Source organism: Betaproteobacteria bacterium, assembly GCA_016713305.1.
Classification (GTDB): domain Bacteria; phylum Pseudomonadota; class Gammaproteobacteria; order Burkholderiales.
On sequence record JADJPK010000005.1, the window covers coordinates 101,453 to 117,102 of the forward strand.

Here is a 15,650-nt window from a genome sequence, read left to right on the forward strand (position 1 = left end):
GTTCATCGCACGCGCCTCATCCGGCCAGGAGTACGTGCGTGAGCATGCCCAGCACGGCCAGCAGGAAAGCGGCGGCCAGGAACTCCGGCGCGCGGAAGATGCGCAACTTGGCCGAGACGGTCTCCACCACGGCCAGCGCCGCCCCGCCTGCCGCCAGCTTGGCGACCAGCGCGGCAAAGGCCAGGGGCAGGCGCGGCATGTCGCCCGCCTCGGCGATCCCCCACGGCAGGAACAGCGCGATGCCGATGGTGGCGTACACGACGAACTTGAGCGCGTGCGCCCATTCCATCAGCGCGAGGTGCCGTCCCGAGTACTCCAGGATCATCGCCTCGTGGATCATGGTGAGCTCGAGGTGCGTGGCCGGATTGTCGATGGGGATGCGCGCGTTCTCCGCCAACAGCACCATCACGAAGGCCACGGCCGCGAAGGCGAGGCTCGGGTACAGGGCGAACGGGCGGTGGGCCAGGGTTTCGACGATGGTCGTCAGCGATGTGGACCGTGCGATCAGCGAAGGCATGAAGAACACCATGAGCAGCGCAGGCTCGGCGAGCGCCGCGACCAGCATCTCGCGGCGGGCGCCCAGCGAACCGAAGGCGGTACCCACGTCCATGGCCGCGAGTGCCATGAAGACCCGGGCCAGGGCCAGCAGTCCCACGAGCGCGATCACGTCGGCCGCCGGTGCGAAGGGCAGGCCGGTGGCGAGGATGGGAACGATGCTGGCAGCGAGCACGAGGCATGCGAACACGACGTAGGGCGTGAGACGGAACAGGGCCGAGGCGCCGTGGGCGACCACCGCCTCCTTGCGCAGGAGCTTCGCGAGCACCCGGTAGGGCTGCATGACGCCGGGTCCGGTGCGGTTCTGCAGCCATGCCCGGCACTGCGCGACCCACCCCATCGCGAGCGGCGCGAGCAGCAGCGCGACGAGCGCTTCGAGCATCTGGTGGGCGAGGGGATGCCAGAGGGTCATAGCCGGATCACCACGAGCAACGCCAGCAGGGTGACGAAGCTGTAGACCAGGTACCACTGGATGCGGCCATGCTGAAGCCGCGCGATCAGCGTGGAGATGCGCTCCACCGCGCGTCCGATGGGCAGGTACAACGCGTGCCAGAGCCGGTCGCCGGTCCGAGACCAGTAACGGGGCGCCGGATCGAATGGCTCGGGCATCACCCGCTCGATGCGGAAGAAAGGTTCGAAGATCTGCTTGACCGGCTGGCCGAAGCCTTCTGCAGTGTCCTGCATGCGCGGGGTCTGTGCCGGAAAGCCGCAATCCCAGGCCGGTCCGCGTCGGGTGCGGGTGCGGTAGCGCAGGCGGACGAACAGGTAGGTGGCGAACACGACGCCGCCCACCACCCCCATGAACAGGGCCGGACTGTAGCTGGCGCGCTCTGCCGAGATCGGTGTGAGGAAGAGCCAGCCGCTGCCGAGCTTTTCGCCCAGACCTTCTCCCAGCAGCAACTCGGCCACGGCGTCGACACGTCTCAGGACGAGTGTGGGCGCGAGCCCGATGAAGATGCACCATGTGGCAAGGAACACCATGCCCGCCCGCTGCCAGGGATCGGCATCGTGCGCGTCCAGCAGCGACTCCTCGCGCGGCTGTCCCAGAAAGACCACGCCGTAGAACTTCACCATGACGTATGCCGCGAACGCCGCGGCGAGCACCAGCGCGGCCGTGGCGACCGGGACCAGCATGCGCAGGTACGAATCGGGCAACTCGGGCGACAGCAGGAAGGCCTGCAGCAGCATCCATTCGGAAACGAAACCATTGAGCGGCGGCAGCCCCGCTATGGCGAGCGTGCCCACGAGCGCGGCACCGGCGACCCAGGGCATGCGGTGGATGAGCCCCCCCAGGCGACCCAGGCTGCGCTGCGACGGGAGTGCATGACGGCCCCCGTGGCGAGGAACAGCAGGCTCTTGAAGAGGGCGTGGTTGAGGCAGTGGAGCAGCCCGGCCATCAACGCGAGGGCGGCGAGCGCGGTCATGCCGTAGGAACGGAAGACGATGGCGAGACCGGTCGCCGCGAGCACGATGCCGATGTTCTCTATGGACGAATAGGCAAGCAGCCGCTTCATGTCCGTCTGGACCGCGGCGAACATCACTCCGAAGAGCGCCCCTGCCAATCCCACCGCAAGGGCCGCCACTCCCCAGCCCGTGCCCTGCACGCGCAGCAGGTCGAAGGTGACCCGCAGCAGACCGTAGATCGCCGTCTTGAGCATCACGCCGCTCATGAGGGCGGACACGGGCGACGGCGCTGCCGGATGCGCTTCCGGCAGCCAGGCGTGCAGCGGCAGGAAGCCGGCCTTGGCGCCGAATCCGAAGAGCGCGAGTCCGAAGGCGATCGTGGCCCAGCCGGGGGTGTGGCCGGCGGCACGCATGGAATCGAACGTATAGGCCCCGTCGCCGCGCAGCACGCCGAAGCACAGCAGCAGCGCCACGGCCCCGACGTGCGCGATCAGCAGGTACAGGAATCCGGCGCTGCGGATCTCGGCGTGCTGGTGATCCGTCGTGACCAGGAAGTACGAGGCGACCGCCATGGTTTCCCAACCCACCATGAACGCATAGGCATCGTCGGCCAGCAGCACGAACACCATCGCCACGACGAACAGGTGGTACTGGAGAAAGGTGGCCCCGGGGCTGGACGTGGTCCCCGCCCGGAAATAGCCCGTGCTGGAGAGCGAGATGCCCGTGGTGGCGAGGCCCAGCGCGAGCAGGAAGAAGGCGGACAGGCTGTCCAGGCGCAGATGAAAGGGCAGTCCGGGCAGTCCCGCCGGGAGCGTCACCGTCATGGGGGCCTGGCCCAGCGCAGTGCCGGCGATCCACGCCATCAGCGCGCCGGCGATCGCGCTCGCCGGGAACAGCAGGCGGACGCCATCGCGATCCTTGCTCAGCAGCAGCCCCAGCACGCCCAGGGCGAGCCAGAACGCGCAGACTCCCAGCATTCCGGACAGCGCCGATACCGGGAGCGGAGTCATGAGAGCGGGCAGGGTCGCGGGGCCATCCGCCTCACGGGCGACGGGTCATGTCGATGAGCAGCCGGTCGATCACGTGCTCCCAGGTGAGTGTCGCATCCGGCGGGACCTCTCCCCGGTAGCGCAGCACCTGTTCCGCCGCGAAGCATATGGACTCGTCGCTGAACACGTAGGGAAAGCAGCCGGCGGAACCGTCGGTGCGCACGTTGAAGTTGTTCGCGGAAGGCACGCCCAGGCGCAGCGCGGTCACCACGCGCTCGTTCGTCCCGTGTCCGAAATTGGGATCGAAATTGACCAGCCCCGCATAGTGCTGGCAGATGTGGCTGAACGAGTGGTTGTGATCCGGAACCGGCGTCAGCAGGCGCATGGTCTTCGAGCCCTCGATGTACGGTCCCCAGTTCTTGCCGTAGATGTCCACCGGCATGCCGCGCAGCGCGCGGACCACCTTGACCCGCCGGTAGCGTTTCATCCATGCGTCCAGCGCGGAGAGCGCCGGCAGCGCTTCCTTGACCGTCAGCGTCTCCACCGGCTGCTCGAAGGCCTCGGCGAACGCGGTGAGGCTGTGCGGGGTGGCCGTGTGCCGGACGGCCTCGACGATGCGCCTGATGCGGTCCTCGTCGAACCCCCAGTGATTGTTGTCCCGCAGGGTCGGTTCGAACTCGTCGTGGACGGGCGTGACGTGCAGTTCCGTCTTCACGGAGGCCCAGATCATCAGGCGGTCAGGGTAGTGCTTGGGCGCGGTGCGCCGCGGGGCCCCGTATGCCCCGGTCGGAAAGTAGTACGCGCGGTCGCCGATCAGTTTCGCGTTGTTGTATTCGAGGCTCGCGATGTGCAGGTTGGGGGCCTTCGCCTCCCAGTCCGCCATGAACTGGCGGAAAGGCTCGACCCGCACGTGGTCGTAGGGCCACTGGTCGATGATGTAGGTGACGAACTGCGGTGGTCGGGAATCGCGCGCCAGATCGGCTGGTCGTTGATCCGCACCAGCAGCGGCAATGTTCCCGTCGTGATGATGAGCGCAGTCTCGGGGTCCAGCAGCGCCTGCACCATCGCCTGCGAGTCCTTGTCGTAGACATTGGCGATGGAGGTGTCGAACCCGTTCGCCTCGAGGCCCGCGGCGAGGCTGCGGGCCATGATGTCGGTGCCGGCAAAGTGGTGCGTGTTGGTCAGCACCAGGGCCTTGGGGAACAGGCGGAACTCGGTCGTGGTCATGTGGGCGCGGTGGTTGCACGCGCCGTGCTGGCTGTGCTCGATGGGTGCGGATGCGGGAATCGGCTGCCGGTCAGGGAGGCGGGATGGTCACGCGCGGCAGACACCCCGGCGATGGGATCGGCGCACCAGCGGTTTCGGTCGGACCGATCCGCCGGCGATTTCGCGAACGAGTCTGGCATTGGCGAGTCTGCTGATTCGGCGATCGATGATAGCACCCGCGCCCTTTCTGCCATCGGCGGGTCGCGTCCTCCGCTACTCGGGAATCATTCATATCGCATGCAGGAAGGAATCCCGATCGCGCCCAGGACTCGCACTCTGTTTCCCTCTGGGCCGCGCACATAGTCTTGCCGGGCGATCGACGGAAGTCACGGGATTGAAAGATTTCACGATGGGCCGCGTCGCGGCGCCGGTCGAGGACCGACGCCTCAACGAACCTAGAGGGACCTCACGATGAAGAAAGCCGCAGCCGCAGTTCTCGCCCTGACCCTGGGCGCCGCCGCTTCCGCCGCCAGCGCGGACAGCACCTCGTTCATCTTCAATTACATGGCGACCAACCTGAAAGGCGACTTCGCGACGGCTTCGGGTGGCACCGCGGTTCCCGTCGCCCGCCTGGATCTGGAAGATCTGGCCAACGATGCCGGTGCGCGCCACATTTCAGTTGCTGCCCAACGGTCTGAGCCAGTTCGCCGACGCTGACGCGGTCGGCGGTCACGATCTTCATTTCTGCGTTCGAGCTCAACTTCCCGGCACGGTTCGACGTGTCCAGCGACCCGTTACACCTTCGCCAACGTGAGTGGTGTTCCCTTGAGCGGAGGCATCGAATGGGAAGAGAACGGCGCCACGAACGGATGGGGCGCAGCACAGGGCGATCCGTCCTTCGAGCAAGAGTTGAACTGGGGCAACTCCGGAACCATGAACCAGTCGACCGGTACCACGGTAGTCGATCTCTTCAATGCACCGGGAACGACGAACATCTCCGTGGCGAGCCTGCTGGCCAACCAGGTGAACAACACGAACGATCCTTCCCTTCCCGACGCGTTCGCCTGGATCAAGATCCGCTCGACCAATCAGGGCATCGCTCAGGACAACTCCAACTGGTGGGGCACTCCCATCAACAACGCCAATGGTGGCCGTCTCGACGTGCTCGCCGTGGCTGCGGTTCCGGAGCCTTCCGAGTACGCCATGATGGGTCTGGGCCTGGGCATCCTGGGTTTCGTCGCCCGTCGCCGCGCGAAGGCCGCCTGAAGCCGATCCACCCCCTCGGCCGCGCAGTGACATGACGCGCGGCTGACGCGAGCCGGCACAGGGACCCCCTCTGCCGGCTCGCTCTTTTTCTACACCCGCAGCAGTTCTTCCTTCCCGCCCAGCCAACGGTCCACGTGGCGTGCCGCGGTCTCGGGATGTTCGCGCAGCAGCGACTCCGCACGGTCGCGAGCCGCTTCCAGCAAGTCCACGTCGGCGATCAGATCCGCGAAGCGCAGCATGGGCGTTCCGCTCTGCCGGGCACCCAGCAGCTCCCCGGGACCACGCAGCTTCAGGTCCTCCTGGGCGATCGCGAATCCGTCGGTGTTCTCGAAGATGATCCGCAGCCTTGCCCGCGCCGTCTCCGACAGCGGTTGCTGGTACAGCAGCACGCACGCCGATTCCGCACTGCCGCGTCCCACCCGTCCGCGCAGCTGGTGCAGCTGGGCGAGACCCATGCGTTCCGCGTGCTCGATCACCATGAGCGAGGCGTTGGGGACGTCCACCCCGACCTCGATCACGGTGGTCGCCACCAGCAGCTGTACTTCGCCCCGCTTGAACGCGTCCATCACGGCGGCCTTGTCGGTGCCGGAAAGACGGCCGTGCACGAGCCCCACACGCAGTTCCTCCAGCGTCGCGGAGAGCGTCGCGTGAGTCTCCACGGCGGTCGCCAACTGCAACTGCTCGGATTCCTCGATGAGCGGGCAGACCCAGTAGACCTGTCCGCCAGCAAGACAGGTGGAGCGGACCAGTCCGAGCACGTCGTCCCGCCGCGATTCGGACACGAGCTTGGTCACGATCGGCGTACGCCCCGGCGGCAGCTCGTCGATCACCGACACGTCGAGATCGGCGTAGAAGCTCATGGCGAGCGTGCGCGGAATGGGGGTGGCGCTCATCATGAGCTGATGCGGAAGCTCGTCGCCTGCCGCGCCCTTGAGCCGCAGGGCGAGCCGCTGATGCACCCCGAAACGGTGCTGCTCGTCGACGATGGCGAGCGCGAGATTCGCGAACGCCACCTGCTGCTGGAACAACGCGTGGGTGCCGACGGCGACGGCCGCACGGCCCGTCGCCACCGCCTCGAGCGCAGCGCGTTTGTCCCTGGCGCCCAGACTGCCCGAAAGCCAGGCCACTTCCAGTCCCAGCGGCGCGAGCCACTGGTGGAATTTCGCGAAATGCTGTTCTGCGAGGATCTCCGTGGGTGCCAGCACCGCGACCTGATAGCCGGCATCGACGGCGGCCAGCGCCGCGAGTGCGGACACGATGGTCTTGCCGCTGCCGACGTCGCCCTGAAGCAGCCGCTGCATGGGAAGCGGCTGCGCGAGGTCGTGCAGGATCTCCGCCAGCGCTCGCTCCTGCGCACCCGTGAGGGTGAAGGGCAACCTCTCGCGGAGCTTCCCGGCCAGGTCGGAACCGGGCTTGAGCCGCGGGGCGCGGGTGGTGTCCCGCTTGCGGCGATGGAGGCGCATCGATAGCTGCTGGGCCAGCAGTTCGTCGAACTTGACCCGCCGCCACGCCGGATGTTCCTGCGACTCGAGCCGCTCGAGCGGCACATCGGGCGGAGGATCATGCAACAGCCGGATCGATGCTTCGAAGCCGGGCAGGCCCATCGAACGAAGCAGGGCCGCCGGCAGGGTATCGGAAAGATCGGCCTCGTCCAGACTGCGATGAACGGCCTGGCGCAGCGCGAACTGGGAGAGCCCGGCGGTCGTGGGGTACACGGGCGTGAGCCGGTCGGGCAGCGGCGTCGACTCCGTCACGACCCGGATGCGCGGGTGAATCATCTCGGCGCCGAAGAAGCCGCCGCGGATCTCGCCGCACAGCCTGACACGGTTGCCCGGCGCAAGCTGCTTCTGCTGGCTCGGATAGAAGTTGAGCAGGCGCACGACAACCTCGCCGGAGTCGTCACGCACCCGGGCCACGAGCTGCCGGCGAGGCCGGTACTTCACATCGCAATCCGACACCACGCCCTCGATCTGGCTCGCGAGCCCCGACGGCGCCCGTGCGATCGGCAGCACGCGGGTTTCGTCCTCGTAGCGCAGCGGCAGATGGAGTACGAGATCGAAGGCCCGGCGGACACCCAGCTTCGAAAGCTTGCCGGCGAGTGCCGGTGCGAACCCCGGCAGATCGCCTTCCCCTGCGGCCTTCTGCGTCGACGGCATTCGCGCGCCCGCTCGCCCGCGGGACGGTCAGGGCTTCGCCAGGATCAGATCGATCTCGATCAGCGCCCCCTTCGGCAAGGCCGCCACCTGCACGGTGGAGCGCGAAGGGTAGGGTTCGCTGAAGTACTGGCCCATGATCTCGTTGAGCTTCGGGAAATCCGCGAAGTCCAGGATGAAGACGGTGGCCCGCACGGCGTCGTTCAGCGATGCGCCTGCTTCGGCCGCGACTGCGGCAAGATTGCGGAACACCCGGTGGGCCTGGTTCTCGAAGCCCTGAACGAGTTCGCCGGTGGCCGGGTCGAGTCCTATCTGACCCGAGAGGTAGATCGCGCCTGAGGCGGCGATGGCCTGCGAATAGGTGCCCAGCGCCTTCGGTGCGCCGGTCGTGTGGATTCTGGTACGCATGCTGCCTCCATGACGGGTGTCTGGCGCCGATGGTATGCGCAACGCGCAGGCACCTCAACGGCGATGCGGCGGCGCAACACGCGGCAGAACCTTGGTGCTAACATCGCGCCCCGCTGCCCAGTCCACGGAGACTGCATGTCGGATCCTTCTCAGGAATCGCCCGGGCAAGACGTCCCGCCCGCGGCTCCCGCACCCGTCGAACCACTCGACTGCGGCCACGCCCACAAGAGCAGTCTCCCCGCGCTCGCTCTCGGCGCGATCGGCGTGGTCTTCGGCGACATCGGCACCAGCCCGCTCTACACGATGAAGGAGGCCTTCGGCGGCCCGCACGCCGTGGGACTCAGCCACGACAACGTGCTGGGCGTGCTGTCCCTCATCTTCTGGTCGTCCATGATCATCGTGACACTCAAGTACGTCACGCTCGTCATGCGCGCCGACAACCGGGGTGAGGGCGGCATCATGGCCCTCATGGCGCTGGTGGTGGGGACCACGCGGGCAGGGTCCCGCAGCCGCTGGCTCCTCATGACCATGGGCATGTTCGGCGCCGCGCTGTTCTACGGCGACAGCATGATCACCCCGGCCATCTCCGTGCTCTCCGCCGTGGAAGGACTCAACGTCGCCACGCCGGTCTTCGAACCGTACATCCTGCCGATCACCATCGTCGTGATCATCGGGCTCTTCCTGGTCCAGGCGAAGGGCACGGCTGCCGTGGGGGCGTTCTTCGGGCCCATCACCGCCCTGTGGTTCATCGTCCTGGCCGCGCTGGGCATCGCGCAGATCGTCCTCAATCCGCACGTGCTGCTGGCTCTGAATCCGGCCTACGGTTTGGGCTTCTTCGCTGACAACCGGATGATCGGCTTTCTCGCGCTGGGCACCGTGATCCTCGCCGTGACCGGCGCCGAGGCGCTCTATGCGGACATGGGTCATTTCGGCAAGAAGCCCATCCGTCTCGCCTGGCTCACGTTCGTGGCGCCCGCGCTGGTGCTCAACTACTTCGGCCAGGGAGCCCTGCTGTTGCGCGACCCCGGCGCAGTCGAACATCCCTTCTTCCGCATGGTTCCGTCCTGGGCGCTCTACCCCATGGTGATCCTGGCGACCATGGCCACGGTGATCGCCTCGCAGGCGGTGATTTCCGGTGCCTATTCGCTCACGCGCCAGGCGATCCAGCTCGGGTACTGCCCACGTCTGGCTGTCCGGCACACCTCCGAGAAGGAGATGGGCCAGATCTACATGCCCTGGATCAACTGGGTGCTCCTCGCGGCGGTGCTTGCGCTCGTACTGGGATTCCAGTCGTCCAGTGCGCTCGCTTCCGCGTACGGGATTGCGGTGACGGGCACCATGGCCATCGACTCGGTGCTGCTGTTCTTCGTGTTCACGCGCCTGTGGAAGTGGAACAAGCTGCTGGCGCTCGCCGTTTCGGGGTTCTTCCTCACCATAGACCTCGCGTTCTTCAGCGCCAATTCGATCAAGCTGCTGCAGGGTGGCTGGTTCCCGGTGGCGATCGCGGCCGTCGTGTTCACGTTCATCTCCACGTGGCGGCGCGGGCGCGAGATCCTGTTCGCGCGCCTGCGTCCGGGCGCGATTCCGCTGGAGCCGTTCATCGACTCCCTGGCCATCAGCCCGCCGCCGCGTGTGGAAGGCACGGCGGTCTTCCTCACGGCGGGCAAGGAAGGTGTTCCCCACGCGCTGCTGCACAACCTCAACCACAACAAGGTGCTCCACGAGCGTGTGGTGCTGCTCACGGTCATCACGGAAGACGTGCCGTTCGTCCCCGAATCGCAGCGGCTGGAAGGGGCGTCCCTGGGCCACGATTTCTACCGGCTCACGGTGCGCTACGGATTCAAGGACGAACCCGATCTCCCCGCCGCGCTGCAACTCCCCAACACCCTGGGGCTGGAGTTCCAGATGATGACCACTTCGTTCTTCCTGTCGCGCCAGACCATCGTGCCGACGAACGCCCCCGGCATGGCGCTGTGGCGCGAGAAACTCTTCGCGGCCATGTCGCGCAATGCCGGCAGCGCCACCGACTTCTTCCGCATTCCCACCAACCGCGTGGTCGAACTCGGCACGCAGATCGAGATCTGATCGTTATCGCCGCGATGGCGGCGGTGGGCCTGCGAAGGGGAGGCGATGCTCGAACGGCTGGAGAAACTGCTGGCGGCAGGCAAGGATTCGGCGATGCTTCGCCTGAGTCTCGGCAGCGAACATCTGAAGCGCGGCGATGCGGCCGCGGCCACGGCACATCTCCGGAAGGCGGTCGAACTGGACCCGCACTACTCCGCGGCGTGGAAACTGCTGGGCAAGGCGTGGGAGGCGGCAGGGCAGAAGTCCGCCGCCGCGGATGCCTACCGCCAAGGCATCCAGGTGGCGGACGCCAACGGCGACAAGCAGGCTTCGCGGGAGATGTCCGTCTTTCTGAAACGCGTCTCCTGAGGGAAGCGCCGCCGGGGCATCATCGGGACGTTGCGGTATGCGCGGCATTCCCGCCAGCAGGACTGCCACCGCAGGGGCCCTGCCGCGCGAACCCGCCGGAAGCGCGGCGATGAAGAATTCGTCTGCGTCGAGGCGCTAGTGGCGTGTCTTCGAATCGGGGAACATGTACACCTTGCCGCCCTTCATGCGCGGTTGCGGCGTCGAAGCGGGACGGCTCGTGGCGTCCGCCGCGGCGTCGAACACGATGGCGATCACCTTCTTCGAGGCGTCGCGGTAGCAGCGAAGCTTCAGCTGATCGATGTGCCAGTAAGGGTCGGCCAGCCTGTCGCAGCGCGAGTTCCATGAGGAAGCCGCCCGACGCCAGCAGGATGCGTCGCGCCTGATGTTCCGTCCCCTGAACCGCGCGCTGGAAGTCCGGAGCGCGCGAAGCATGCGTCTGTTCGAGCACGCCCACCACCACGGGACGCGCGGGTTCGCCCAGTTCGGTCCGCTCGAAACCCACGTTCACCACGAACGAGTCCATGCCCCGGTACGACTCGATGTCGCACGTGTAGGCCTCGTGGTGGAAGACGAAGAAGCTCACCGCGGCCTGGCCCCACTTCAAAGCGGTCTCCACGGCGAAGGAGAGGTCCCAGCGCCCGGACTTGAGGTCGCCGACTTCGGCTTCCGTCCCGCCCTTCGACTGGCAGACGATCTTGAGCTTGCCGTCGCCCACATCGAACCCCGCGAATTCCTCGAAGTCAGAATGCGACATGTACTCGTAGGTCTCCTCCAGCCCGTCGCTCATCTCCCCGCGCTCGTAGACCACCTGCCCGTCGTAGCCATTGCCGTCGGGATAGCCGTATTCCAGCGAGAAGCGCAGCTTGGTGAACTCCGCGGAGAGCATGCGCACCAGGCCCAGCAGGGGAGTGCGGCTGGTGAAGAACTCGTAGGCCACGCTGTCATCGGCCTGGGACACGATGATGACCGGGTGGCTGGAATCGGCGTAGTCGCCCCAGCGTTCGCGCAAGTAGGCGCACAGCCGGCCCATGGTGCGGGCGGAGTCGGTGAAGAGCGGATCGGGAACGGGATCGAAATCGCCGAAGCGCAGGAACCAGTCGAGTTCGTTGCCCCAGCGTTCGCTTTCTTCGAGGTCGCGGCGGAATTGCGCGATATCGGCCGTGTCGCCGTTCACCCGCAGGATCTGCCGGCAACCGTATTCGTCTTCGGGTTCGAGATAGTCGTCTTCAGCCATGGGCCTGTTCGAGCGGGGTACACGCACCGCAATGCCGGTCCGCGGTTGGAACTGGCGCGGCCGATGGAACCGCGCGCGCCAGAAAAGGAGGAACGGCGGAATTATTGCATAGCGACATGGCAGGGTCACTCCGGGGACCGGCGCCGGCCCTTCGTCACGTGCCGGGCTGCAACGCCACCGCCACCTTGCGCTCCTGTCCATCGCGCCGGACGGTGAGCTCGACGGTATCCCCCACTTGCAGTTCGTCCAGGCGGCTGCGCAACCGGTTTACCGAATCCACGGGCTGCCCGTTGAGGGCCACCACGACGTCTCCGGGGATCACCGTGCCGCTCTGCGTGACCGTCACGCCCTTGAGCCCGGCCTGCTCGGCGGCCGAACCCGGCTCCACCCGCAGGATCACCACGCCCTCGATGTCCAGCAACCGCGAGAGGCGGCGGTTGAGCTCCTCGTCGATCTGCACGCCCAGGCCGGGGCGCACGTACCTGCCTTGCGCGATGAGTTGCGGCACCACCCGGTTCACCGTGTCCACCGGGACGGCGAAGCCGATGCCGGCACTGGCGCCGCTGGGACTGTAGATGGCGGTGTTGATGCCGATGAGCCGGCCGGCGGAATCGACCAGCGGGCCGCCGGAGTTTCCGGGGTTGATGGCGGCGTCGGTCTGGATGAGGTGTTCGATGGGCCGTCCGGCTTCGCCCGCGAGCGCCCGGTCCAAGGCCGAGATGATGCCGGTGGTGAGCGTCCAGTCGAGACCGAAGGGGTTGCCGATGGCGAAGACCTTCTGCCCCACCTTGAGCCCCCGGCTCTCGCCGATCGGCACCGGGGGCGGCCGCTTGAAGCCCACGCCGATGCGCAGTACGGCGATGTCGTGCGACGGGGAGGCTCCTACGAGGGCGGCGTTGTAGTTGCGCCCGTCGGCGAGCTTCACCGTCGCCTGGCTTGCCGACTGGATCACGTGGAAGTTGGTGACGACGTGGCCGGCTTCGTCCCAGATGAATCCCGACCCCGTCCCGCGCGGCACCGTGAAGACATTGCGTGTCCAGAAATCCCTCACCTGGCTTGCCGTGCTGATGAACACCACCGAATCGCGCGTGCGCTCGAACAGCTCGATCGTGCTGCGTTCGTCCGACGCCAGTTCGCCACGCGCCAGTACCGCCCGGGGCGTTGCGTCCGGTGCGCGGATGAACAGCGATTCGAGATAGGGGAGCCATCGCCAGAGCACCATGAGCAAGGCTGCGGCGATGAAAACCCACGCGAGGCGGAAGAAGAAGCGGTCCAGGGTCGGCATGAGATCGAGGAACGGGCGATGTCAGCGGGTAAGGGCGACAGCGGTGCCGCGGCCCGAAGCGGGGGCCTGCCCGGAACCTCCCGGCTCGCCCCCCGAAAGCACCCGGGGCGTGCCGCAGGTGCCGGAGTAATATACCCGCGCTCTGCGGCATGGATCGCACGGTCGGGGCATCCCGGGGAACTCGGGCATCCTGCACCGGTGCGCAGATCGGGGAAGGCAGTGGTCGGCCGCCGCAGGGCACGGAGCGGTTTCGAGGAAGCAACGCGGTTCGGATGCATGGCAGATATCGTGATTTTCGGAGCAGGCGAGGTTGCCCAGGTTGCCAAGGCGTACCTCGACCTCTACGCACGGGATAGGGTGGTGGGATTCACGGTCGACGCGGCCTATCGCGGCTCCGATACGTTCCTGTCCCTGCCGCTCGTGGACTGGGAGCGGTTGGACGAGCGGTTCCCGCCCGAGAACGTACGGCTTCTCGGTCCGCTGAGCTACGCGCGCATGAACGATCTGCGGGCCGAGCGCTATCTGGAGGGCAAGCGGAGAGGTTATGAATTTGCTTCCTTCGTGCACCCCGGTTCCCACGTCCATGCGGCACGAATCGGCGAGAACAGCTTCATCCTCGAAAACAATGTGATCCAGCCGTTCGTCGACATCGGCGTGGGAGCGCTGGTGTGGAGCGGCAACCACATCGGCCATCACGCGAGCGTCGGGGACTTCTGCTTCTTGGCTTCCCACATTGCCATCGGAGGTGGCACGAGCCTGGGCGAGCGGTGCTTCGTGGCGGGGCAGGTCGGCATAGAGAGTCGTCTGACCATTGGCCGTGCCAGCTTCATTGGTTCCGGAGCGATCGTCAAACAGGATCTTGCCGACGAAAGCGTCGTTCCCGGCCCCCACGACAGGCCGGCCCGTTACTCGAGTGCCAGGTTGAAGCGCCTCAAGTTTCGCTGATGGCACGCGGCGCGGCGTTCCTGCCGGCCGCCGCGAGGGGCTGTGCACGAAACGCCATGGGCATCCCCGGCTCTTCCTGCTCCGGAACCGTTCGATCCGAACCCGCCCTCTGCGGGCCGTCGTGCGACAGGAAACGGATCTGATCTTGCTCGAACAGCCGCGTGAAGTGCCAGTGCTGAGCGCATTGCGACAGGAACTGCTGGAGGGAGAGGGCCTGCCTGCCGAGCGGCCGGTTCTGCCTCCAGTAGATGGCCAGGTACGCCGCCCCGAGGGCCTTGAGGCGGCCCTTGCTCCGCAGATGTCCGATGAGGCGCCAGAGGAGCGTGGCCGTCGCTACGGCCCCCCGCAAAGTGCCGATCAGCGAACGCTTGCGTCCGGTAGCCCCCATCGCACGCTGCCGCTGCCGGAACTTCTCCGATTCGCAATAGCCGCGATAGAGCCTGCCGAAGTACACGCAGGGGTCGTATAGCCTGCGGATGAGCCCTTCGTATCCGTGGACGAGCTCCTCCGCGGACATTCTCAGCGGACGGAATTCGACGCCCCGCACGGCCCCGGACAACCTGCCGGCATCCCTGAGGCGCGCGTGCAGGGGTGTGGAAGGGATCGGCTGCAGGATCGCGATCGACGCCTGGGCAATGCCGGAGCGCTCGATGAAATCGAACTGTTCGTCGAAGATGCCCGCGTCGTCGTGATCGAAACCCACGATGAATCCGCCGAGCACCACGAGACCGTGTTCGCGGACTCGGCGGATCCGCTCCAGCATGTCGATGGAGTGGATGTTCTGGTTCTTGCGGACTTCCTCGAGACAAGCCTGGCGCGGCGATTCGATCCCGATGAAGACCGCGGAGAAGTTCGCCTCCGCCATCAGTTCCATCAGCTCTGGATCTTCGGCGAGATTCAGGCTTGCCTGGGTCGTGAGGCGCAACGGATAACGCCGCTCGCGTTGCCAGCGAACGATCTCCTTCAGAAGTGCCTTGGCCTGGTTCTTGTTGGCGATGAAATTGTCGTCGACCAGAAAACAGCTGGAGAACCCGGCGTCCAGCACCGCTTCGAACTCGGCGAGCACCTGGTCAGGAGACTTGAGCCGGGGACGACGTCCGAACTGGGTGATGATGTCGCAGAACTCGCACAGGAAGGGGCAGCCTCTCGAGAACTGCACTGCCGCGCGCCAGTAGGCGCCCTTCCGCAACAGGTCGTACCGGGGAACCGGAACACTGGACATGTCGGTTCGCCCATCCTGTTCATAGCGTCCGGCGGACCGCTCGCCCGCGGCCACGCATTCGATGAATTCCGGCCAGGTCCGTTCCGCCTCGCCGATGAAGCGAACGTCGCAGTGATTCTCGAAGGGCGTCTCGTCGGCCGTGACGGCGGGGCCCCCCACCGCCAGCAAGCCGGGCAGATCACGCAGCTCCTGCAGCAGGCCCAGCATCCTGGGACGTTGCACCAGCATGCCGGTGATGCCCACGATGTCGAATGGGCGCAGTGTTTCCGCCGCGACTTCTTCGATGTTTTCGTCGAACAGCACGACTTCGTGGCCGGCCGGCACGAGGGCCGCAAGCAGCGGCAGCGCGGGGGGTGCCATCGCGGCGCGCACTCCGTTGCCGATGATGGGCAACGCGAAGTCGAAGCCGTGAAACCCGGGCGGCAAACGCGGATTGACGAGCGCGATGGAGAGCTTCCGTGGGCCATCGCAAGTCCCGGCCGTCGAGCGATTCCGCCTGGTGGATTCCGCCGGTTCGTGCGGCGAGTTCCCGGTCATGGTCCATTCCCCT

The 15,650-nt window shown here is 66.6% G+C and carries 13 protein-coding genes and 1 pseudogene; 5 read left to right on the forward strand and 9 right to left on the reverse strand.

Going from position 1 to position 15,650, the window contains the following annotated elements:
• Window positions 1–16: 16 nt before the first annotated feature.
• The 4 genes and pseudogenes from IPK20_05535 to IPK20_05550 all read right to left on the reverse strand — a co-directional run bounded on the left by IPK20_05535 (window position 17) and on the right by IPK20_05550 (window position 4,175).
• Window positions 17–967 (reverse strand): NADH-quinone oxidoreductase subunit H, encoded by a 951-nt coding sequence (locus tag IPK20_05535; protein MBK8016227.1) that lies wholly within the window; start codon window positions 965–967, stop codon window positions 17–19.
• Window positions 964–2,969, reverse strand: a pseudogene (gene hyfB / locus IPK20_05540) (hydrogenase 4 subunit B). Before hyfB ends, IPK20_05535 begins: the two are co-directional and overlap by 4 nt.
• A gap of 31 nt (window positions 2,970–3,000) precedes the next feature.
• Window positions 3,001–3,831: a hypothetical protein gene (locus IPK20_05545; GenBank protein MBK8016228.1), complete on the reverse strand. Its 831-nt coding sequence runs from the start codon at window positions 3,829–3,831 to the stop codon at window positions 3,001–3,003.
• A complete protein-coding gene (locus IPK20_05550) occupies window positions 3,762–4,175 on the reverse strand; it encodes a hypothetical protein (protein MBK8016229.1) in 414 nt (137 codons plus the stop codon). Before IPK20_05550 ends, IPK20_05545 begins: the two co-directional genes overlap by 70 nt.
• A gap of 450 nt (window positions 4,176–4,625) precedes the next feature.
• Here IPK20_05550 and IPK20_05555 point away from each other — a divergent pair, with 450 nt between their 5' ends.
• On the forward strand, window positions 4,626–4,871 hold the full coding sequence (locus IPK20_05555; GenBank protein MBK8016230.1) for a hypothetical protein: 246 nt from the start codon (window positions 4,626–4,628) through the stop codon (window positions 4,869–4,871).
• 216 nt (window positions 4,872–5,087) lie between these two features.
• Window positions 5,088–5,420: a PEP-CTERM sorting domain-containing protein gene (locus IPK20_05560; protein MBK8016231.1), complete on the forward strand. Its 333-nt coding sequence runs from the start codon at window positions 5,088–5,090 to the stop codon at window positions 5,418–5,420.
• Between the two features lie 89 nt (window positions 5,421–5,509).
• Here the strand turns inward: IPK20_05560 and recG are convergent, their stop codons facing one another.
• Window positions 5,510–7,576 carry an ATP-dependent DNA helicase RecG gene (gene recG / locus IPK20_05565; protein ID MBK8016232.1) on the reverse strand — a complete coding sequence of 689 codons (2,067 nt, stop codon included), beginning with the start codon at window positions 7,574–7,576 and terminating at the stop codon, window positions 5,510–5,512.
• A gap of 27 nt (window positions 7,577–7,603) precedes the next feature.
• Window positions 7,604–7,981 carry a RidA family protein gene (locus tag IPK20_05570; protein ID MBK8016233.1) on the reverse strand — a complete coding sequence of 126 codons (378 nt, stop codon included), beginning with the start codon at window positions 7,979–7,981 and terminating at the stop codon, window positions 7,604–7,606.
• Between the two features lie 135 nt (window positions 7,982–8,116).
• On the opposite strand from IPK20_05570, the gene IPK20_05575 reads away from it, so the two are divergent.
• On the forward strand, window positions 8,117–10,066 hold the full coding sequence (locus tag IPK20_05575; protein MBK8016234.1) for a potassium transporter Kup: 1,950 nt from the start codon (window positions 8,117–8,119) through the stop codon (window positions 10,064–10,066).
• A 45-nt stretch (window positions 10,067–10,111) separates the two neighbouring features.
• On the forward strand, window positions 10,112–10,414 hold the full coding sequence (locus IPK20_05580) for a tetratricopeptide repeat protein (GenBank protein MBK8016235.1): 303 nt from the start codon (window positions 10,112–10,114) through the stop codon (window positions 10,412–10,414).
• A 19-nt stretch (window positions 10,415–10,433) separates the two neighbouring features.
• Here IPK20_05580 and IPK20_05585 read toward each other — a convergent pair whose 3' ends face one another.
• Window positions 10,434–11,648, reverse strand: coding sequence for a hypothetical protein (locus tag IPK20_05585; protein MBK8016236.1), 1,215 nt, complete (start codon window positions 11,646–11,648; stop codon window positions 10,434–10,436).
• Between the two features lie 154 nt (window positions 11,649–11,802).
• Complete coding sequence (locus tag IPK20_05590) at window positions 11,803–12,933, reverse strand: trypsin-like peptidase domain-containing protein (GenBank protein ID MBK8016237.1); 1,131 nt, start codon at window positions 12,931–12,933, stop codon at window positions 11,803–11,805.
• A gap of 288 nt (window positions 12,934–13,221) precedes the next feature.
• On the opposite strand from IPK20_05590, the gene IPK20_05595 reads away from it, so the two are divergent.
• Entirely contained in the window at window positions 13,222–13,878 is a 657-nt protein-coding gene (locus IPK20_05595) for an acetyltransferase (GenBank protein MBK8016238.1), read from the forward strand.
• On the opposite strand, the gene IPK20_05600 is transcribed toward IPK20_05595, so the two are convergent.
• Entirely contained in the window at window positions 13,865–15,637 is a 1,773-nt protein-coding gene (locus IPK20_05600; GenBank protein MBK8016239.1) for a B12-binding domain-containing radical SAM protein, read from the reverse strand. The two genes, IPK20_05595 and IPK20_05600, sit on opposite strands and share 14 nt — an antisense overlap.
• Between the last annotated feature and the right edge of the window lie 13 nt (window positions 15,638–15,650).